The sequence below is a fragment of the Chitinophaga sp. YR627 genome (assembly GCF_900114995.1).
In the GTDB taxonomy this organism is placed as follows: Bacteria; Bacteroidota; Bacteroidia; order Chitinophagales; family Chitinophagaceae; genus Chitinophaga.
Window position 1 is genome coordinate 29,420 of sequence record NZ_FOUX01000009.1, and the last position, 20,169, is coordinate 49,588.

At 46.0% G+C, this 20,169-nt stretch carries 18 protein-coding genes and 1 riboswitch; of the genes, 7 read left to right on the forward strand and 11 right to left on the reverse strand.

The genetic code is table 11. From position 1 onward, the window contains the following. Window positions 1-8: 8 nt before the first annotated feature. A complete protein-coding gene (locus BMZ72_RS35330) occupies window positions 9-737 on the reverse strand; it encodes a carbon-nitrogen hydrolase family protein (protein ID WP_089816140.1) in 729 nt (242 codons plus the stop codon). A 153-nt stretch (window positions 738-890) separates the two neighbouring features. Here BMZ72_RS35330 and BMZ72_RS35335 point away from each other — a divergent pair, with 153 nt between their 5' ends. Next, window positions 891-2,606 (forward strand): sensor histidine kinase, encoded by a 1,716-nt coding sequence (locus tag BMZ72_RS35335; RefSeq protein ID WP_089816142.1) that lies wholly within the window; start codon window positions 891-893, stop codon window positions 2,604-2,606. Between the two features lie 57 nt (window positions 2,607-2,663). On the opposite strand, the gene BMZ72_RS35340 is transcribed toward BMZ72_RS35335, so the two are convergent. From BMZ72_RS35340 to pepT, 3 genes are all read right to left on the reverse strand, one after another. Then, entirely contained in the window at window positions 2,664-3,074 is a 411-nt protein-coding gene (locus tag BMZ72_RS35340; RefSeq protein WP_089816144.1) for an ExbD/TolR family protein, read from the reverse strand. 27 nt (window positions 3,075-3,101) lie between these two features. Beyond that, window positions 3,102-3,815 (reverse strand): MotA/TolQ/ExbB proton channel family protein, encoded by a 714-nt coding sequence (locus tag BMZ72_RS35345; RefSeq protein ID WP_089816146.1) that lies wholly within the window; start codon window positions 3,813-3,815, stop codon window positions 3,102-3,104. 119 nt (window positions 3,816-3,934) lie between these two features. Further along, window positions 3,935-5,179 carry a peptidase T gene (pepT, locus tag BMZ72_RS35350; protein WP_089816147.1) on the reverse strand — a complete coding sequence of 415 codons (1,245 nt, stop codon included), beginning with the start codon at window positions 5,177-5,179 and terminating at the stop codon, window positions 3,935-3,937. A 238-nt stretch (window positions 5,180-5,417) separates the two neighbouring features. Beyond that, a riboswitch (cobalamin riboswitch) is annotated at window positions 5,418-5,630 on the forward strand. A gap of 158 nt (window positions 5,631-5,788) precedes the next feature. Here pepT and metE point away from each other — a divergent pair. From metE to BMZ72_RS35365, 3 genes are all read left to right on the forward strand, one after another. Then, window positions 5,789-8,095, forward strand: a complete 2,307-nt coding sequence (gene metE / locus BMZ72_RS35355; RefSeq protein ID WP_089816149.1) for a 5-methyltetrahydropteroyltriglutamate--homocysteine S-methyltransferase — start codon at window positions 5,789-5,791, stop codon at window positions 8,093-8,095. Between the two features lie 150 nt (window positions 8,096-8,245). Beyond that, window positions 8,246-8,488, forward strand: a complete 243-nt coding sequence (locus tag BMZ72_RS35360) for a cysteine-rich CWC family protein (protein WP_012794050.1) — start codon at window positions 8,246-8,248, stop codon at window positions 8,486-8,488. A 17-nt stretch (window positions 8,489-8,505) separates the two neighbouring features. Then, a complete protein-coding gene (locus BMZ72_RS35365; protein ID WP_089816151.1) occupies window positions 8,506-8,901 on the forward strand; it encodes an acyl-CoA thioesterase in 396 nt (131 codons plus the stop codon). A 97-nt stretch (window positions 8,902-8,998) separates the two neighbouring features. Here the strand turns inward: BMZ72_RS35365 and BMZ72_RS35370 are convergent, their stop codons facing one another. After that, window positions 8,999-9,427 (reverse strand): FKBP-type peptidyl-prolyl cis-trans isomerase, encoded by a 429-nt coding sequence (locus tag BMZ72_RS35370; RefSeq protein WP_089816153.1) that lies wholly within the window; start codon window positions 9,425-9,427, stop codon window positions 8,999-9,001. A gap of 133 nt (window positions 9,428-9,560) precedes the next feature. On the opposite strand from BMZ72_RS35370, the gene BMZ72_RS35375 reads away from it, so the two are divergent. Then, window positions 9,561-10,727 carry an exo-beta-N-acetylmuramidase NamZ family protein gene (locus BMZ72_RS35375; RefSeq protein ID WP_089816155.1) on the forward strand — a complete coding sequence of 389 codons (1,167 nt, stop codon included), beginning with the start codon at window positions 9,561-9,563 and terminating at the stop codon, window positions 10,725-10,727. Beyond that, window positions 10,717-11,664: a methionyl-tRNA formyltransferase gene (gene fmt / locus BMZ72_RS35380; RefSeq protein ID WP_089816157.1), complete on the forward strand. Its 948-nt coding sequence runs from the start codon at window positions 10,717-10,719 to the stop codon at window positions 11,662-11,664. Before BMZ72_RS35375 ends, fmt begins: the two co-directional genes overlap by 11 nt. Window positions 11,665-11,840: 176 nt before the next feature. Here fmt and BMZ72_RS35385 read toward each other — a convergent pair whose 3' ends face one another. Genes BMZ72_RS35385 through BMZ72_RS35405 form a run of 5 tightly spaced genes read right to left on the reverse strand, consistent with a single transcriptional unit; the run spans window position 11,841 to window position 17,277 of the window. Continuing rightward, entirely contained in the window at window positions 11,841-12,881 is a 1,041-nt protein-coding gene (locus tag BMZ72_RS35385) for a LysM peptidoglycan-binding domain-containing protein (RefSeq protein WP_089816159.1), read from the reverse strand. Window positions 12,882-12,928: 47 nt separating this feature from the next. Beyond that, on the reverse strand, window positions 12,929-14,323 hold the full coding sequence (locus tag BMZ72_RS35390; RefSeq protein ID WP_089816161.1) for a methyltransferase RsmF C-terminal domain-like protein: 1,395 nt from the start codon (window positions 14,321-14,323) through the stop codon (window positions 12,929-12,931). A 57-nt stretch (window positions 14,324-14,380) separates the two neighbouring features. After that, window positions 14,381-15,775, reverse strand: coding sequence for an NAD(P)(+) transhydrogenase (Re/Si-specific) subunit beta (locus BMZ72_RS35395; RefSeq protein ID WP_089816163.1), 1,395 nt, complete (start codon window positions 15,773-15,775; stop codon window positions 14,381-14,383). Between the two features lie 20 nt (window positions 15,776-15,795). After that, window positions 15,796-16,110, reverse strand: coding sequence for an NAD(P) transhydrogenase subunit alpha part 2 (locus BMZ72_RS35400; RefSeq protein ID WP_012794057.1), 315 nt, complete (start codon window positions 16,108-16,110; stop codon window positions 15,796-15,798). Between the two features lie 36 nt (window positions 16,111-16,146). Then, window positions 16,147-17,277 (reverse strand): Re/Si-specific NAD(P)(+) transhydrogenase subunit alpha, encoded by a 1,131-nt coding sequence (locus BMZ72_RS35405; protein ID WP_089816165.1) that lies wholly within the window; start codon window positions 17,275-17,277, stop codon window positions 16,147-16,149. A 180-nt stretch (window positions 17,278-17,457) separates the two neighbouring features. Here BMZ72_RS35405 and BMZ72_RS35410 point away from each other — a divergent pair, with 180 nt between their 5' ends. Then, the gene (locus BMZ72_RS35410; RefSeq protein WP_089816167.1) at window positions 17,458-18,906 is read left to right on the forward strand and encodes a baeRF7 domain-containing protein; all 1,449 of its coding nucleotides are present in this window, start codon (window positions 17,458-17,460) and stop codon (window positions 18,904-18,906) included. 42 nt (window positions 18,907-18,948) lie between these two features. On the opposite strand, the gene BMZ72_RS35415 is transcribed toward BMZ72_RS35410, so the two are convergent. Further along, window positions 18,949-20,040 (reverse strand): hypothetical protein, encoded by a 1,092-nt coding sequence (locus BMZ72_RS35415; RefSeq protein ID WP_089816169.1) that lies wholly within the window; start codon window positions 20,038-20,040, stop codon window positions 18,949-18,951. Window positions 20,041-20,169: the final 129 nt, after the last annotated feature.

Sequence of the window (20,169 nt, forward strand, 5' to 3'; positions counted from 1 at the left end):
TTTTTGTGTCAGATAGTAACTGACATCGCAGTACGGGTGTCTGTATCCAGTATCAGGATACCTTCACTGGTAGCATCCAGCTGCTCCAGGACAGCCCCGGTACTATCCCATACAGCAGACTTGCCGGCACACAGAAAACCGTCTGATTCTCCTACTGCATTAGATAATAAGACCATCATATCGTATTCACTGCCTATTCTGGACAAACGGGCAATGGCATTTTCAATACCCCCGGTCGATTTTACAGAACTGGCCAGGTAAAACTGTGCACCACATTTGTAAGCGTCCTCTACATGTTGAGGAACGGATAGCTCGTAACAGATGGCCAGTGCCACATCTCCGTCTTCTCCCAGCAGACTGAGACTGCTTTCTCCGCTGACGAAATAGGGGTCTTCATCTGCATGCAGGTATTTTTTTGCATATACGTTCCGGCTTTCCTGCGGCTGGAACAGCACCATACTGATGGTAATGCCAGTAGGCGTTTTCAGGGGTACTCCTACCCCGATGGTAATTGCTTTTTCATCACTGATATCCTGAAAGACATTCAGTCTTTCGTCATGCAGCTCTGTGGCCAGTTCTTTTGCCAGGGTGGGTTCATAACCTGTGATAGATAATTCGGGGAAGATGATAGTATCTGCGCCATTGGATACCGCAAGATCGATGATCTTTTTGTGATTTTCGATATTACTCAGGATGTCCCCTTTTACCGCTCTTGCCTGCGCTACGCAAAGTTTCATAGTCTAGTGAGTTTTTAAATGGACGCCTAAAAGATTAAATACTAATCTAATCAATAAATGGCGATCAGGAAGCATAAAATTTTAAAGAATATACTCCAAATAATCCGAAATTTGGCCAGGAATGCATGTTCAATTCTCCGTAAATAGCCGACGATGGAAGTACAACATCTTTTAGATACGAATGAGGCCCGTTTGAAGGCTGTGATTGAGGCAACCCCGGAATGTATCAAAATTGTCGCCCAGGACGGGACAGTACAGTTTATGAATAAGGCTGGTCTGTGCATGATAGATGCCACTGAAGCCCAAACTGTTGAAGGGTGCTGTGTATTTGATATCATCGCCGCTGAATACAGGGAACGCTGGATCGAAAACCATAACAGGGTATGCAACGGGGAAAGCCTGAACTGGGAATTTGATCTGATCAGCCTGAACGGTACCAGGCGTCACATGGAGACACACGCTGTTCCCATGCCCAATGGAGATGGCACATTTTCACAACTCGCTGTTACCCGTGATGTTACGGAAAGAAAACGGTCAGAGCAGACCTTAAAAAGACATGACATTATCCTCAGGGGACAGAAATATGCATTAGAACAGGCCGTACACGGCAAACCCATCAAAGAGGTACTGGAAACGCTGGTAAAAACAGTGGAAGAGCAATCCAACGGTTCTCTGATGGCCTCCATTTTGCTGATAGATCCGGAAGGCAAGCGGATGTTGCACGGTGCATCGCCCAGCTTACCAGCCAGTTATAACGAAGCAGTCAATGGCGTAGAGATCGGCCCGGCTGTAGGCTCCTGCGGAACCGCTGCCTTCACAGGCGAAGAAATTACCGTAGAGGACATCTCCAATGATCCCTTATGGGCAAATTATAAAGAGCTGGCCTTATCACATGGTCTGCGTGCCTGTTGGTCTATACCGATCCTTTCTTCACAGCAACGACCACTTGCTACATTTGCACTGTATTATGGAACAGAACAAACGCCTGCTCCGGAAGACAGGGAAGCAGTGGAACTGCTAAGGAGAACTGCCGGTATCGTGATAGAATGGTACAGGGAGATATCAGAACGTAAGGCATTAATGGCGCAACTGGAGACCCGTGTCAGCGAACGCACCAATGAGCTCAATAACGTAAATGCTGCCTTACAGAGCTCCAATGATACCCTGGAACAGTTTGCACACGTAGCCAGTCATGATCTGAAAGAACCGGTCAGAAAGATCAAGATATTCACATCGAGACTGGAGGATGAAACAGGGCATTTACTGAATGAGCGGGGCAAGACCTACCTGCATAAGATACAGTCTTCCGCGGAGCGTATGTCCACTATGATAGAAGGAGTACTCAACTACTCCGTGCAGAATGGCGCCCATAAGATCAATGAAAAGATAGACCTGAATATCATTATAGAAGAGATCAGAAATGACCTGGAAGTCCTGATACAGCAGAAACATGCGGTCGTGAAGGCCGGTCCGCTACCGGTCATAGAAGGCGATCGTATACTGATACATCAGTTATTCTACAACCTGCTGAACAATTCACTGAAATTCACTACTGAGGAGGAGCAGCCTGTTATCACCATCGAAGCAACGCCGGTGCTGCAACACAAGGAGGCTTATTATAACATCATCATTACGGACAATGGTATTGGCTTTGATCAGCAGCAAAGCGAAAAGATCTTCGATACATTCACCCGGTTAAATTCAAAGGATAAATACGACGGTACTGGTCTCGGACTGGCCTTATGTAAGAAGATCGTACAACGCCATCATGGTACCATTGCGGCGACCAGCGAGAATGGGAAAGGCGCTGCTTTCAGTCTGGTATTGCCGGTCGTACAACCTGCATCAGCCGATCTGCAACCCGTATAAAAAAGCGGTCCGGAATAGCATAAAGCCATTCCGGACCGGGTATAATACATTGGTTTATTATCCTTTACTCTGTGGATTGGCAGTCGCCAATACCACTTTTGCACCGATTTCACGGGCTACTTCCATCACTTTCACTACATCTTCCACCGGCACTGTTTTCTCTGCGTTGATAACAATGGTCGGATCCACTGTTTCACGTCCGAGTGCAGGGACCAGCATCTGTTTCAGGCTTTCGAAAGGCACTTTGTTGGTTCCTACGAAGAATTCCCTTTTATCATTGATGCTGACTACCACCGTCTGTTTAGCTTTCGTATTGCTCTTTGCTTTCGGCAATGTCAGCTTGATCACATTCGGATTGGCCAGGGTTGATACGATCAGGAAGAACAGCAACAGAATGAACAGGATATCATTCAGTGCGCCGTTGTGCAGCTCCACATGCCGCTTGTTTCTTCTATTGCGTAAGTTCATATTTTACAATTACAGATGATCGATGATTTATCTTGTTGGTTCCTGCAAAATATCAATGAACTCTGCTGAAGCGCCTTCCATTTTATTGATCACCTTATCGATCTGTGCATTCAGGAAGCTGTAACCGATATAGGCTACCAGACCAATGATCAGACCTGTAGCGGAAGTGATCATCTTTACGTAGATACCACCAGCGATCGTACCCAGGGTGATATCGGAGGTGATGGAGATGTTAAAGAAGGTCTGGATCATACCTGCGATCGTACCCAGGAACCCGAACATTGGTGCGATACCTGCGATGATGGACAGGATCACCAGGTTCTTTTCCATCTTATAGATTTCCAGTTTACCTACGTTCTCCATGGATTTCTCGATACTTTCGATCGGTTTACCTATACGCTGTACCCCTTTGTCGATCATGCGTGCTATAGGACTATTGGTATTTTTTGACAAAGAGCGGGCAGCGGAGATATTGCCATTGGAGATATGATCCCTGATCATTGGCATAAAGTTATCTTCCAGCTTACCTGCTTTGGAGATAGTCAGATATCTTTCCACGAAAGCGAAAACAGCGATCACGGAAAGGATACCCAGAGGTATCATCAGTACCCCACCTTTTGCCAGCAGATCCATTAATCTGATTTGCTGATCGGCAACTGCCGCAGTAGCCGCTGTGGCAACGGTGTCTGCCTTTGGCTGTAATAGAGAATCCTGTAATAATGTAACGAGTCCTAAGAGCATGAATAAATTTTTAACCTTGCAAAAGTATATATTTCAAATGCAACAAGGGAGGAAGATACCAATAATATGGTAAACATTTAACGTATGTTCCGGCAAAATATTGCCAATCAATGAACTAATTAGCTACGTTCTTCCCAAACCTGAGCCAGATGGACGATAGTTTGCACGGCTTTTTCCATATCCTGAATACTCACATACTCATTTTTGCTGTGCAGCGCCATCTCTCCGGTGAAGATATTCGGACAGGGTAAACCCATAAAAGAGAGCCTGGAACCATCTGTACCACCACGGATGATCAGTCTTAAGGGTTCTACCCCGGCACGACGGATGGCTTCTTCTGCATTAGCTGTTACTTCCGGATGGAGGTCCAGCACTTCTCTCATATTACGATATTGCTGTGTAACGGTCAGGGTTGCGCTGGCCTGTGGATAACGGGCCATCACTGTGTTCATAATATTACGCAGGAAGGCGGCATGGTCATCCAGTTTAGCCGTTACGAAATCACGCAGTATAAAATCGATCTCTGCCTGCTCTACGATACCGTGTATCCTTACCGGATGAATAAAGCCCTGACGGTCTTCCGTTGTTTCAGGAGACAGGCTGTCTTTCGGAAGCGCATCCACGATCTCACTCGCTATTTTAATGGCACTCACCAGTTTATCTTTAGCCGTACCCGGATGTACGCTGACACCGTTTATAACGATCTTAGCGCCATCAGCAGAAAAGCTTTCGTTCTCCAGAGAACCACGTTCACCCCCATCCAGCGTATAGCCGAACTGCGCCCCCAGGCGTTGCATATCCAGTTTTTCCACACCACGTCCTACCTCTTCATCCGGTGTGAACAGGATACGGATGTCCCCATGCTTAATTTCAGGATGCGCCAGCAGGAATTGTGCAGCATCCATAATCTCAGCTACACCGGCTTTATCATCGGCGCCCAACAGCGTAGTTCCGCTCGCGGTAATAATATCATCTCCTTTTTTGGATACCAGGTAAGGATGCTCCGCAGCCCTGATCACAGTGCCTTCTTCTGGTAAAGCAATATCCCCTCCATCATACTGGCGGTGAACGATCGGTTTTACATCTTTACCGCTGCAATCGCTGGAGGTATCCATGTGAGAACAGAAACAGATAACAGGTACCTGTTTATCCGTATTACCAGGGATGGTGGCAAACACATACCCATGTTCATCCATGACAGCATCTTTGATCCCCATTGCCAGCAATTCGCTGACCAGCAGGCGACCAAGGTCTTTTTGCTTTTCCGTGGAAGGGAAGGTCTTACTGAGTGGATCTGATTGTGTATCTATCTGTACATAGCGCATAAAGCGCTCAGTTACCGTGTATTTATAATTATTGAACATATTGCAAACGTAAGGAATTTCGGATTCCGGCAAATAAGTACTGTCCGTTTTCTATATCCCACAGAAAAAATCACTGTTTAAGTGGTGTTCCAGACTCCAAACAGGACATTCATCTACCTAAAGAGAAATTAAAGAACAAAACACCAAATAAAAATAATTTACAATTATTTTGTTCCACCGCACTAAGTTTGCACAGAAAATAAATAAGGTTACTTATATTTGTTGTGGAACTTAAATGCCACTCAAAACTGTTTGCGGTGTCCTTCCGGTAAAAAAGAAGGAATTAAAAAGGAACCGTGTGTAAATCACGGGCTGACGCGCAACTGTAAGTAACCTCCCGGGTTATGACCGGCATATGTCCATTGTCCAGGTACATCTGCAGATGTACAGACGAGAAGGACGGTCATAACTGTTACAAGCCAGGATACTTGCCTCAGACAGATTGATGTATGCTTTCGCGAAATATGAAGCAGCCATCAGGTTATCAGTGCCGGTACTATACTGTTGACATCCCGTCAGCAAATTGCCGCCTGTTCCTGTCCTTCTCATTTCCGCATCGCATACCTGCAGTAAGTCTCCTATTATTTCACTCCTTTAAAACATGCAAGTATGCAAACCAACATTCTTGGCTATCCGCGTATTGGTAGCAACCGGGAATTGAAGAAGGCAAATGAAGCCTATTGGACCGGAAAGATCTCCCTTGAAAAATTACAGCTTACCGCCAGACAGTTACGCCGACAGAACTGGGAGACATTACATCAGGCAGGAATTGACCTGATCCCTTCAAATGATTTCTCTTATTACGATCAGATACTCGATATGTGTATCATGACCGGTGCTATACCTGCCCGCTTCAGGGCTTTAAAGGAAAGTCTCGTTACACCGAGCAGTCCGGAACTCTACTTTGCGATGGCCCGTGGTTATCAGAAAAACGGATTTGATGCAACGGCCATGGAAATGACCAAGTGGTTTGATACCAACTATCACTACCTGGTACCAGAGTTTGACGCTTCACAGGAATTCAGTCTGTTGTATAATAAGCCGCTGGAAGAATTCAAAGAAGCACAAGCCATCGGTATCCATACAAAACCTGTCCTGGCAGGTCCTGTCAGCTTCCTGCTGCTGGGAAAGATAAAAGAGGAATCTTTACAGCTGCCTGCTTTGCTGGATAAACTCTTACCTGTGTACATCCAGGTATTACAGTCGCTTCACCAGGCTGGCGCTACCTGGGTACAGATCGATGAACCAACCCTTGTACTGGATCTGACACCAGCACAACAGGAGCTATTCCTCCAGGCATATACACAGATCAGAAAAGCGGTTCCTGCCCTGAAATTACTCCTGACCACCTACTTTGGCGGGTTACAGGATAACACAGCCCTGACCACACAACTGCCAGTAGATGCATTGCATATAGACCTGGTAAGAGCACCTGAACAACTGGATACAGTGCTGGCAGCCTTACGTGAAAATGTACAGCTTTCTGTAGGTGTTGTGAATGGCCGTAACATCTGGAAAAACAATTACGATACCTCTCTCCTGCTGATCAAAAAAGCAGTTGCAGTACTTGGTGAAGAACGTGTACTGATAGGCACTTCCTGCTCACTGTTGCATACACCTTATGACCTTGAACTGGAAACAGACGAAGCGGTACTTACACCACAGATTAAAAACTGGATGGCCTTTGCAAAACAGAAGGTCTATGAAGTGATCGCACTGAAAGATATTCTGAATGGTAACAATGAATTACTGCAGGCAAACCAGCGTACAATGCAGGAAAAAGCAACAGCTGCTATCATCCACAAACCGGCTGTTAAGGCCCGTCTGGCGGCACTGACGCCTGCTGATGCAGAACGTAAAAACGTATTCACTACCCGTCAGAAAGCACAGGAAGAAGTGTTACAATTGCCGCTGTTCCCAACAACGACAATCGGCTCTTTTCCGCAAACAGAAGATATCAGAAAACTACGTGCAGACCTCAAAAAAGGCGATATCACAAAAGAAGGATACGATACTGCCATTCGCAAAGCCATACAGGATTCCGTACAGTTGCAGGAAAGTCTGCGCATAGATGTATTGGTACATGGTGAGTTTGAACGTAATGACATGGTGGAATACTTTGGAGAGCAACTGGAAGGATTTGTGTTCACTAAAAACGGCTGGGTACAAAGCTATGGTTCACGGTGTGTAAAACCACCCGTGATATATGGCGATGTGCAACGTAATACACCGATGACCGTTGAATGGAGCAGTTATGCACAATCACTGACAGACAAACCGATGAAAGGAATGCTGACCGGCCCTGTAACTATTTTACAATGGTCTTTTGTGAGAGATGATCAGCCTCGTTCTGAAACCACACTACAGATAGCGCTGGCTATCCGAGATGAAGTGGTAGATCTGGAAAAGGCGGGCATCCGTGTAATACAGGTGGACGAACCTGCTATCAGAGAAGGGCTTCCGTTACGTCAGGCAGACTGGCAGTCATACCTGGACTGGGCGGTAAAAGCCTTCCGCGTATCTGTTTCCGGCGTGGAAGATGCCACACAGATCCATACGCACATGTGTTATTCAGAGTTCAATGATATTATCAGCAATATTGCTGCGATGGATGCAGATGTGATCACGATAGAAACATCGCGTTCACAGATGGAATTACTGGAAGTATTCTCCACTTTCCATTATCCATATGAGATCGGACCAGGCGTATATGATATCCACTCACCACGCGTACCTACGGTAGCCGAAATGACAGAACTGCTGGAAAAAGCGATACAGTTGTTACCGGCACGGAATATATGGGTGAATCCGGACTGCGGACTTAAAACCCGCAAATGGCCGGAAACGGAGCAGGCATTGCGCAACATGGTGGCTGCTGCCCGCAATATGCGTGTAGCAGTGCAGGCAACGGCATAACCATTCCCTGATAACCACTTATCCGCTATTCAAACAGGCAAAGTGCAGCAGGACGTCCTGCTGCACTTTCGTGCTATCTGCAAAATGCACATAGCCAGTACTTTAGCAAACTCTTCCTGTTTACTAGATTATGATTCGTAACTTTATCATATGGCTTGTCATGAAACCATTACCTGTCCACGCTGCAATGCAGCTTTTGAGTGCCGCGTAGGTTCTATCCTTCGCTGCCAGTGCCAGCAGGTAACGCTGACTGAAGAAGAGCGGGCCTTTATTGGTGAAGCTTACTCCGGATGTTTATGTGCCGGATGTTTGAATGACATGAAAAAGAGTTACAGGCAAACCCGCTTTAAAGAACGCCTGCTGCAATTATTCTCCCTGCGGTTTAAACGATAAATTAGTTGAACAACAATATGGCATACGAAAAACAGATAGCCGACTCCGTTACACGGATATTCAAAGCAGTCTTCCCGAACACAGTGAACCATTATGATACTTTATTTGGCGGCACAGCAATGCAGCTCATGGATGAAGCAGCATTTATTACAGCTACCCGTTTCAGCCGTATGCGTATGGTCACCGTGTCAAGTGACAAAATAGATTTTAAAATGGCGATCCCGCATGGTACTATCATCGAACTGGTGGGAACAGTTGTACATGTAGGTACTACCAGTCTGAAAGTAGAGGTAGATATTTTCGTGGAGCAGATGTACAATACACACCGGGAAAAGGCGATTTCAGGCTCTTTTACGTTCGTTGCGATCGATGATCAGAAACGTCCGACCAGGATCGTACTTACACATGAGTAATGTGATATTACAGCATGACATTTAAAGCAGAAGGCTGATTACCCTGTTGGATAATCAGCCTTCTGCTTTAATAATTTAACTTCCCTTGTCTGAACGACTACTTGATCTCAACCAGTTCGATATCGAAGATCAGCGCTTCACCAGCCAGTGGATGGTTAGCATCCAGTGTAATGGAAGTATCGCCGATAGCAGCAACCTTTACAGGGAATACCTGGCCCTGTGGGTTACTCATCTGCAGATCCATACCTACCTGTGGGTTCAGATCAGCCGGAATGTTTTCCTTTGGAAACTCCATGATCAACTCATCATTCTTAGGACCATATGCTTCTTCAACAGGAATATTCAAGGTTCTTTTTTCACCAATAGTCATGTCAACAACACCATTGTCGAAGCCTTTAATAACCATACCGGCGCCAACCTTAAATTCAAGCGGATCCCTACCTTCGGATGAGTCAAAAGTTGTTCCGTTGGTCAGGCGGCCATGATAATGCACACGCACCGTATCTCCGTTTTTAACTGCTTGCATAATAATTTAATTAAAAGTGTTATTGGATAATTACCGCAAGGTAAAGAAATTAGTGAATAGATATTCAATTTAGCAATATTCCACTAAACTACCAATCCTTAATATCTTGCCTGATTTAAACTATTTTTACGGCATGTACAAGGTCGTCATTACGCTTTTTTGTTGCCTGGTATTTACGGCAGCCGCCCAGGCGCAGGTCCTTACAGGCGCTGACAGAACAGAAGGATACCTGCCTCTACTAAGAGGCAAAAGAGTTGCACTACTGGTTAATCAGACTGCCATGATAGGCCATACACATCTCGTTGATTCATTACTGAAACTGCATGTGCATATACAGAAAATATTCAGCCCTGAACATGGCTTCAGAGGTAATGCAGATGCGGGTGAAAAAGTGGGGAACAGTACAGACCCCAGCACCGGACTGACCATCGTATCCTTATATGGCAGGCACCGTAAGGCAGATGCCGCCGACCTTCAGGATGTTGATATACTGCTTTTCGACATTCAGGATGTAGGTACGCGCTTTTATACTTATATCTCCTCATTGCAGGAGTTCATGGAATCTGCTGCTGAGAATAATAAACCGCTCATTGTACTGGACCGGCCCAACCCTAACGGACATTACGTAGACGGGCCCGTACTGGAAGATACCAGCCTGCGCTCTTTCGTAGGCATGCAAGCTATTCCCATTGTACATGGTATGACCGTAGGAGAATATGCATATATGCTCAATGGAGAAAAATGGCTCAAAAACGGCGTGGAATGCAAACTGACCGTCATTCCATGCAAGGGGTACGATGATCATACCTTCTATCAGCTACCTGTAAAGCCATCACCTAATCTGCCCAATATGGCAGCGATTTATCTCTACCCTTCCACGTGTCTGTTTGAAGGTACGGTGTTGAGTCTGGGCAGGGGTACCGATCTTCCTTTTCAGGTATTTGGTCACCCGTCTTTCCCGAAAGACCTGTACAAATTTACACCCCGCAGTACACCAGGGGCCAAGGAACCACCACTGAAAAATGTGACCTGCTACGGGTATAATCTCACCGGCACACCGGAAGCTGTAAGGGCTGAAATGGACAACAAACTTCAGTTGAAATGGTTATTACAGGCATATGATCTGTACCCGGAGAAGGAAAATTTCTTTACGCCATTTTTCAATAAACTTGCAGGTAATACTACCTTGCAAAGACAAATAAAACAGGGCCTCAGTGAAGCGGAAATACGCGATACCTGGGAACCTGCACTGACACAATTTAAAACCATCAGGAAGAAATACTTATTATATGCAGAGTGAGTTAAAGGACCAACAAAATATGAGGATCATCTTTATGGGCACCCCTGATTTCGCAGTGGCTTCACTCGACATACTGGTGCAAAACGGCTATAACGTGGTGGCTGTGATCACAGCGCCTGATAAACCTGCCGGAAGAGGCTTACAATTGCAGCAAAGTGCTGTTAAACAATATGCAGTGTCTAAGAACATTCCGGTATTGCAACCGGAGAAACTGAAGAACCCGGATTTCCTGGCTGAATTAAAGGCTTTAAAGGCCGATCTGCAGGTAGTGGTGGCCTTCCGTATGCTCCCGGAAGTGGTATGGGATATGCCGCCTCTGGGCACGATCAACGTACATGCTTCGCTGTTGCCTAATTACAGGGGGGCTGCGCCTATCAACTGGGCAATCATCAACGGAGAGAAAGAATCTGGTGTGACCACCTTCAAACTTCAACATGAAATCGACACGGGTGATATCCTGTTCAGTCAGTCAGTAGTGATCAGAGATGATGAAACTGCCGGCGAACTCCATGACGACCTGATGGCTACAGGCGCCGGACTGCTATTAAAAACAGTGCAGGCACTGGGCTCCGGTACAGCTACCGGTACGCCACAGGCACATATCAGGGCAGAGGAGATCAAACATGCACCCAAGATCTTCAAAGAAGACTGTCAGATAAAATGGGAACAGCCGGTTGAGCAGATCTACAATCTCGTACGTGGTATGAGTCCCTACCCTACCGCCTGGACCCTGCTTGCCGGAAAGAGTGTGAAGATATTCAAAGCTACCAGGGAACATGCACAACCTGCTGTTGCTCCGGGCGAAGCGATCAGCGATAATAAGACCTATCTGAAAATAGCAGCACCAGACGGCTACCTTTCCTTACAGGAGATACAGATGGAAGGCAAAAAGCGGATGGATATAGAGGCTTTCTTAAGAGGATACAAAGTCAGTTAGGAATTGGTCAATCAGGAATTATAATGCAGCGAAGATTGAAATTGAGATTAAATTAGTTGAAGCATATAAACGATAAAGGCGTCCAGGGATACTGGACGCCTTTATCGTTTATATGCTTAGAGAGTGATCAGACGAGTATTCTCTCTGAGGCACCTGTCTGTTTCATTCTTAATTAACTATTCTTCGTAATTCAGCTGACAGTAGAATTTCGCCTCATTTGTACCCAGTGCTTCCAGTGCGGAATCACTCAGTTTAATGATCAGGCCTTCATTCTGCTTGATCTGCGGAATTGCTTCCAGTACTTTTGCGTAGATGAACTTACCATTCAGCGGGTTGGTCACTTTAATGATCGTACCTCTTGGTGCTGTATTGTGCAATGCATAATATTTACCAGGGCTTGCGTTGCTTTTGAACCATCCACCAGGACCTTTTTCAGAAGTCACGCTCTTACCGTTGCTTGTCTGCTGGTTATACAGTTGCTCGAAAGAAGAGCCTGCACTGCTTGCTGGCGCTGGTTTTGTAGCACCGGTATTAGTAGCAGGAGCTGGTGTTGGCGTCGTAGCTGGCGTTTCTGGTGGCGCCTGCTGATCTGGTTTTGTTACCGGAGGAGCTGGCGTTGTACCTGCCGCAGGCGTAGTCGCTACCGGCGTTGTTGGCGCTGGTGTGGACGGCGTTGGCGTTGGCGTCGTAGCTGGCGGCGTGCTTGCCGGATGGGTAGCAGGAGGAGGTGTGGTAGACGGATTGCTGGCTACCGGTGCAGAAGCTGGAATACCAGTTCCTTTCAGATAACCCACGATCACGAAACCATCCTTCTGTAAACCATCACCGGTCATATTATTCCAGCGACGGATATTATCCAGTGATACTTTGTTATGGTTTACACTAAGACGATACAGTGTTTCTTTTTCTTCTACCTTATGATACACAGGCGTGCCACCTGCATCTGTTTTCTGTGAAAAATTGGTGCTGTTTAAGGGGATCTTTACAGACTGTCCAAGCTGCAAACCCTGTTCAGCTGAGATATTGTTTTCGCCTGCAATCTCTTTCGGAGACAAACTGTAGGACCTGCCCAGACTGTAAAGGGTTTCTCCTTTCTTTACAGTGTGCAGTACATACAGATCGGGAGAGGTACCCTGTACCTGGACCCTGTCCTGTGCCTGTACTCCACCGGCAACACATAATACAAGTCCCGCAATTGTCATGAACGTTTTTACCATTACTACGCTGTTTATACCTTTCAGGTAACTAAATTAAAAATTTTTGCCTACACTTCTTTCAGAATACGGAGTTCTTTAGGATAGTAATTGTTGATACGGTTAGGTAATATTTTCGCCCATCCGAGCGCCATCCCTTCATACTTCATCAGTGCCCAGCCTTTCACATCTGTAGTTACCTCAGGGTCTTCTTTTCTCAGATAGCGTAAAGACTGCTCACGGGTCAACGTCACTTGTGGGATTGTGTCCCTGGTCATATTGCTCATTGCCAGCTGATGATCAGGAATCAGTTCTTTCGCTGCCAGCTGGCCCGCTTTTACGCCAGCTTTCCGCAAATATAAGTGCTGTTGTAGTAAAGAAACAACAGACGCCATATTTTCCGGAAATATTAATACCTCTCCCTGATGATCCATCATAAAGAGGTTGTCCGTATTTTTCAACCATTGTGCGACCTTCTCCTGATCTTTTTTAGCAACCGGCGTAACGCTATCCCGTTGTTTCTTAGCGGAATACTCATCTCCGGAAGTCTTACGGAAACAGGTGATAAAGAAGCCTTCACCTTTTACTTTGTCAGGGTAAAAACGGTATCCTTCTGCCTGTTGCGGTCCTGCTGTGGTCTTCACAATATGCCAGTCTTCACTGACTGGTATCGCAATATTCTCTACTGAAAAGTTATCCTGTATCCATTCCATGATCTCTTCGTCTTCCTGACGGGAATAAGAGCAGGTGGCATAGATCAGTATCCCATTCTCTTTTAACGTATTCCATACGTCCGCAAGTATGCGCTGCTGACGCTGACTGCACAACATCACATTTTCCGGGGACCACTCTTCTACTGCTTCCGGCTCACGTCTGAAAAGTCCTGAACCAGAGCAGGGTGCATCCACCACCATCACATCAAAGTATCCGGGCAGTCTGCCGAAATCACGCGGATCATTGTTGGTAACGATCACATTTGCAGCGCCCCATTTACTGATATTATCCCCTAAAAGCGCGGCCCTGCTTTTGATCACCTCATTGGATACCAGCACACTGTCGGTACTGATCAGCGATTGCAGCAGGGTTGATTTACCACCCGGGGCTGCACAGAGATCCAGTACTTTCAACGGTGCTTCCAGGTCACATACCTGACGCATTACCTGTTCTACGAACATGGAAGAAGCTTCCTGTACGTAATAAGCGCCTGCATGGAAAAAAGGATCAAAGGTAAAAGACGGTCTTACTGGCAGATAGTATCCATACTGTGACCATGGAACCCGGCTGACGGTTGTTTCTGTCAGTGATTGCAGTACCTTTTGTACGGCCTGTTCATCCTGTAATTTGTTCGGATTTATCCTGAGAGAAGTGATTTTTTCGCCTGCCTCATGTATACGCAAAAAGGCTGCCAAATCCATACCTGGCAGTCCTGATAGTGTGTCTGTAAATTTTTTTGGTAAGAAATCCAACCCCTTATTTTTGCAGCAAAATACTGAAAAAACGGGGCATAGCAGTCAGATGGCCTTTTATAGGCTGTTTACAATCTCTGCCACCAGCTGCTGTAGTACCTGTTTGGCATCTCCAAACAGCATAGAAGTTTTAGGTTGGAAAAAGAGGTCATTCTCGATACCGGCATATCCCGGTTTCATACTGCGTTTATTGACAATCACGCTTCTGGCGTTTTCTACTTCCAGTATCGGCATGCCATAGATCGGACTGGAAGGGTCGCTTTTTGCGGCCGGATTTACCACATCATTGGCCCCTAATATCAGCACTACATCCGTTGTATTAAACTGTCCGTTAGCCTGTTCCATCTCCAGCAGTTTGTCATACGACACATCTGCTTCAGCCAGCAACACGTTCATATGTCCCGGCATACGACCTGCTACCGGATGGATCGCATATCTTACTTCCACGCCCCTTGCCTCCAGCAATGTTTCCAGTTCATGACAGGCATGTTGTGCCTGTGCTACTGCCAGTCCATACCCCGGTACGATCATCACTTTATGCGCATAGGCCATCACTACGGCTGTATCTGACAGTCCGATCTCCTTGTAGGCGCCCTGTTCGCGGGTAATGCTTCCTGCTTTTGTACCGCCAAATGCGCCGATCAGCACATTCTTCAGCGAGCGGTTCATGGCTTTACACATCAGGATGGTCAGGATAGTACCTGCCGAACCTACCAGGATACCACCGGTCAGCATCACCGGATTATTATACAGAAAGCCACCACAGGCAGCTGCCACACCGGTAAATGAATTCAACAGGGATATCACCACCGGCATATCTGCTCCGCCAATAGGCAGTACGAAAAACACGCCGTAGATCAGCGACAGTACCAGCACTGCTGCAAACAATACCACTGTGGCGGAGGGCAATGTAACGGCCACGAATATGGTCAGCAGTACGATCACCGCCAGTACTGACAGGTTGAGAATATGCTGTCCCTGGAAAGAAATATCCCTGATACGTCCGTTCAGCTTCCCCCATGCAATAACAGAACCTGCAAATGACACAGCACCGATGATCATTCCTGAGAATATGATCCCCAGCTGTCCGCGTACATCCGGTATATCCGCCAGTGTACCCGCCATATGTTCAAATTCCACGATGGAGATCAGTGCCGCACAGGCGCCTCCCATGCCATTGAACAGACTGACCATTTCAGGCATGGCGGTCATTTTCACTCTTCTTGCGGAAACAAGACCGATCACCCCTCCGACTGCAAGTCCTGTAATAATCCAGCCGTAATTATGTAATCCTTGTCCGTTATGCCTGTAAAGGAAAATCGTTCCGAGTATAGCAAGCGCCATTCCTCCCGCAGCAATAGCATTGCCTTTCCTGGCTGTAGCGGGATTACTCAGCATCTTTAATCCGACAATAAATGTGACAGAGCCTATCAGATAGATCAGCGATAACATAGTGCGATGATTAGGTACAACTATTTGGTCTTTTTCGATTTGAACATCTCAAGCATTCTGTCAGTTACGACAAAGCCGCCAACTACGTTTATTGTTCCCAGTATCACCGCCAGAAATCCCAGTATCAGCGCCAGGTAATTTTCATCACTGGCCTGTCCCATTACGATGATAGCGCCGATGATCACAACACCGTGAATTGCATTGGCGCCACTCATGAGTGGGGTATGTAATACGGATGGTACGCGTGAGATGACTTCCACGCCAAGGAAGATGGAAAGAATAACAATGTAGGTCAGCTCAAGATGTTGTTCTAAAAAAGAAAAAACAGCTTCCATGATGGGGAATATTGATGTCAGGTAATAACAGATATTTTACAGCTTGACGCCTTCGGCCTGCTTCAGCCTTTCATTGGTAATAGCACCACTATGGGTGATACAGGCGCCCTGCACAATGTCATCTGAAAAGTTTAGTACGAGGTCTCCGTTCTTTATCAGTAACTGCAAAAAATTATACACATTTTTTGCGTACAGTTTACTTGCATCTGACGGCATAGAGGAAGGGAGGTTGGAATCACCAATGATCGTAACACCCTGGTGTATGACCGTCCTGTTGTTCTCAGTAAGGGACGTATTCCCGCCCGTAGCAGCCGCTAGATCTACGATCACCGAACCCTGTTTCATTCTCTCCAGCATGGCTGTCGGGATCAGTAAGGGAGCCTTCCGGCCGGGGATCTGGGCAGTCGTGATCACGATATCTGCTTTAGCGATACTTTCCGCGATCTTATCCTGCTGTCGTTGTCTATAATCAACGCTTTGTTCCACTGCATATCCACCTGCGGCGGATGCATCGGCAGCGCCATCTACCTCTATAAACCTGGCCCCAAGGCTCATCACTTCTTCTTTCACGGCGGGTCTTGTATCAAATACTTCCACTACCGCACCCAGTCGCCTGGCAGTTGCAATGGCCTGTAAGCCGGCTACGCCTGCTCCGAGTATCAGCACTTTTGCAGGTGCAATACTACCTGCTGCGGTCATAAACATCGGGAAATAACGGCTATAACTGGTCGCTGCAACCAATACAGCCTTATAACCGGCAATATTGGCCTGTGAACTCAGTACATCCATACTTTGTGCCCTGGTAGTGCGGGGTACACTATCAAGACTGAAGGCAGTCAACTGTTTGTCAGCCCATTGCTGCATCAGTGCTGTATTATACAAAGGCTGATAAATACCGGCCAGCACCTTCCCTGCCGGGATCATCTTCCAGGACGACTCTTCTGGGATCTGTATGCTGAGGATAATATCTGCCTGTTGCAGGATCTCTCCGGCAGGTTTGATCTTGGCGCCTGCCTGTATATAAGATTCATCGGGGTAAAATGCCCGGGTTCCGGCATCTGGTTCAATCCAAACCGTTACTCCTTGTTTTTCTAACTGCTTAACTATCTCCGGCACTAAAGAAACCCTGTTTTCTCCTGGCTGTTCTTTAAGGACGCCTGCAATCATCTAGTGGAATTTATGATCTGAATTTACGGTAGTTTTTCTAAATATAAGGTATCACAACAAGTTGAACAAAAAACTCTCCGGCTCAGCAGGAAAGGCTTGGCAGGATATTGGTGTGCATATCATCAGAAGACAGTCCAGAATCAGGCTGAGCTTGTTTTTGAAAATCTAAACTTACATGTTATGCCAAAAGATCAAAACGGAAAATTTACCCCGATAAAAGGGAAGCCTTCCGGTAATGGAAAGGAGGGATTAGGTTTAAGAAAGTCCATTTCACCTGATGAGCTGGAAACAGACCTTGAAATGACAGACAAATATACTATGGGGCCGGATGAACTGCAACCGGCAGTCAACGTGCGCCATCCCAACAGGGATACTGTAAAAAGAGCTGTACAACAGCAAAACGGACGGAATACCATTACGGAGAATTCAGGCCGGAATATGGCAGATATGACCACTACAGAAGCACAGGAACTACCCGGCAGAATGGACAAAAGTATCTTTGCAGAACTGGCAGCTGAACAGGGGCGTACCTGCCTCACTATCTATATGCCTGCACATGCGTCAGGACACGAGGTAAATGAACAGCAGGACATGAAAATGTTCAAGAATATGTTGCAGCAGGCCCAGAAATTACTGGAAGAAAAAGAAGGCTCTTCTATGGCTTTACAGCAGATGCTGAACCCGGGATATGAACTCCTCAAAAATGAAACATTCTGGCGGAATCAACAGGATGGTCTGGCCTGTTTTATCACAGCAGATTCCTTCCGTTATATGCGTCTTCCGATGAATATACAACAGCAGGTATACTGTAACCATTCATTTATGTTAACGCCATTACTGCCGGTATTAACGAATAATGAACAGTTTTATGTGCTTACATTCAGCAAGCACAACGCAAAGCTGTTCCTGGCAGATGCATTTGGTATGAAAGAAGTACCTGTAGAAGGAATGCCGGATGGTATGGACGATGTTATACACTTTGAAGAAAAAGGCGACCAGCAGTTATTCCGTACGGGAAGCGCGGGTGGTGGTCACGGCGCCAGTTATCACGGTATGAATTCGAATCCGGACCACAAAACAGATATCGCAAATTATCTTGAAGAAGTGGATAAAACCATGTGGAAAGAAGTGCTGCATAACAAGCACATTCCATTGATCATGGCTGCAGTCGATTATCTCCAGCCTATTTTCAGAAAGGTGACCCGCTATCAGCATGTAGCTGATGAAGCGCTTACTGGAAATTTTGAACATGAGAAAGTGACAAAAATTTACAGGCAGGCCAGAGAGAAAATGCAGCCATTTTTTGAAAGGCGTAAAGAGCAGGCTTTAGATAAATACAACAACGGATCAGCCGGAGCATTGACAGCATCCATTCCGGATGATGTCATACCTGCTACCTATTATGGTCAGGTAGACTGCTTATTTGTTGAAAAGAATGCACAACTATGGGGTACCTTCGATGAGAAAGAAAACAGGGTGATTATACACGAAGCGCAACAACCCCAGGACGAATGCCTGCTAAATAACGCCATCACCCAAACCATTCTCCACAATGGCGATGTGTTCATTCTGGAGAAAGATAAAATGCCAGCTGAGAGCAGTATAGCTGCTTCATTGCGCTATGCATAAAATAGAAGACTGACCAGCTATTCCTGGTCAGTCTTTCCTTTTTTATTCTCCTTCAGCAGGCGGTGCTGCCTGTTTAATTTTCAGTTGAAAAGTACGGGCATTAGCCGCATTATCCGGTTTCGCAGATAATGTTACGCTCTCCTTGTCTTTCAATGCATCCGGTAATGTATAATTGAAACTGATACTATCCGGCTTTCTTTCCGGATTATCCACAGGCGTATTTTCTATAGTAATACTGATATTACCTTCATTTAGTTTCTCACCTGTCAATGTGATCAGTGCAGGTTTACCTGCCTCCAGCGGATCAGCTGTCACACCGGTTATTTTAGGCGCTCCATTTGTCAACTGGTCAGGTCTTTCTTCCTTCGGATTTGTACGGAATAATACATCAAAAATCTCCTTCAGCTTTAATGTTGCCCTGTCTGTGAATAATCCTGACAAGAGCGATATCGTCATCAGACCATAAATATTGATGTTCGAACTGTCGTCACTCATATTCAGAAATCCTCCCCTGAACACAAAGTAAATCGCAATGGCCAGTGCGGCTGCTGTGAATGGTTTGACAACATACCAGAGCACCCAACTCTTCCGGAATTTTCCGGCGCCGATGAAAGTGGTGAATGAGGTCGATATGTGGATCATATTCCCGAGAAATCCTGCCACACCTACCAACAGCAGCAATAGTGTGTTAATATGTATCAGATCATCTTCACTTCCCTTATAATATACCTTCCGGCCATCTAACCTGATAAAGAGAGAATCATCTGTTGTCGCTGGCAGAGACGCAACTTTGACAACATCAGTTGCCGCTTTTGTAGCAGCCGTATCCGTTTTGGTTCTATCTACCTTCGCAGTATCAATGACTGTATTTACAACCTGTTTTTGTAAATGGGCAGTATCAATGATTGAATCAACCAGGCGTACATGAAACCATTTATTGATATACAGTGAGGTGGTGTTGTCCTTCGGACCTGGTATCCTGTCCGGCCAGTGTGCGATCAGATAGATAGCGCTGAAGAATGTAAAAAAGATGATCAGTAAACCGGCCAGCCATTTCCCGGTGGACGTAATTTCATTGCCATCATTATCCTTGTAGGGAGGAGGTTGCGGGACAGTAGTCTTCATTTCAGCCATAAAAGATGAATTAAAATAGTTGTGAAATATTGCCTGAGCAGGCGTTACGGCATTATGTCTTTATGTGCTCATTTTGTATATGGATATCAACACGACAAATGAAGTATATGGGGTTTGGGGTCTGATTTA

Coding starts and splice junctions, on each gene's coding strand:
- BMZ72_RS35330 (WP_089816140.1), bottom strand. CDS start 737: ATGAAACTTTGCGTAGCGCAGGCAAGAGCGGTAAAAGGGGACATCCTG.
- BMZ72_RS35370 (WP_089816153.1), bottom strand. CDS start 9,427: ATGCAAGCAGTTAAAAACGGAGATACGGTGCGTGTGCATTATCATGGC.
- BMZ72_RS35395 (WP_089816163.1), bottom strand. CDS start 15,775: ATGTTATCGCTGATCTATCTGATAGGCTCTGTCACATTTATTGTCGGA.
- fmt (WP_089816157.1), top strand. CDS start 10,717: ATGCAGAGTGAGTTAAAGGACCAACAAAATATGAGGATCATCTTTATG.
- BMZ72_RS35345 (WP_089816146.1), bottom strand. CDS start 3,815: ATGCTCTTAGGACTCGTTACATTATTACAGGATTCTCTATTACAGCCA.
- pepT (WP_089816147.1), bottom strand. CDS start 5,179: ATGTTCAATAATTATAAATACACGGTAACTGAGCGCTTTATGCGCTAT.
- BMZ72_RS35340 (WP_089816144.1), bottom strand. CDS start 3,074: ATGAACTTACGCAATAGAAGAAACAAGCGGCATGTGGAGCTGCACAAC.
- BMZ72_RS35375 (WP_089816155.1), top strand. CDS start 9,561: ATGTACAAGGTCGTCATTACGCTTTTTTGTTGCCTGGTATTTACGGCA.
- BMZ72_RS35410 (WP_089816167.1), top strand. CDS start 17,458: ATGCCAAAAGATCAAAACGGAAAATTTACCCCGATAAAAGGGAAGCCT.
- BMZ72_RS35335 (WP_089816142.1), top strand. CDS start 891: ATGGAAGTACAACATCTTTTAGATACGAATGAGGCCCGTTTGAAGGCT.
- BMZ72_RS35365 (WP_089816151.1), top strand. CDS start 8,506: ATGGCATACGAAAAACAGATAGCCGACTCCGTTACACGGATATTCAAA.
- metE (WP_089816149.1), top strand. CDS start 5,789: ATGCAAACCAACATTCTTGGCTATCCGCGTATTGGTAGCAACCGGGAA.
- BMZ72_RS35415 (WP_089816169.1), bottom strand. CDS start 20,040: ATGGCTGAAATGAAGACTACTGTCCCGCAACCTCCTCCCTACAAGGAT.
- BMZ72_RS35400 (WP_012794057.1), bottom strand. CDS start 16,110: ATGGAAGCTGTTTTTTCTTTTTTAGAACAACATCTTGAGCTGACCTAC.
- BMZ72_RS35405 (WP_089816165.1), bottom strand. CDS start 17,277: ATGATTGCAGGCGTCCTTAAAGAACAGCCAGGAGAAAACAGGGTTTCT.
- BMZ72_RS35385 (WP_089816159.1), bottom strand. CDS start 12,881: ATGGTAAAAACGTTCATGACAATTGCGGGACTTGTATTATGTGTTGCC.
- BMZ72_RS35360 (WP_012794050.1), top strand. CDS start 8,246: ATGGCTTGTCATGAAACCATTACCTGTCCACGCTGCAATGCAGCTTTT.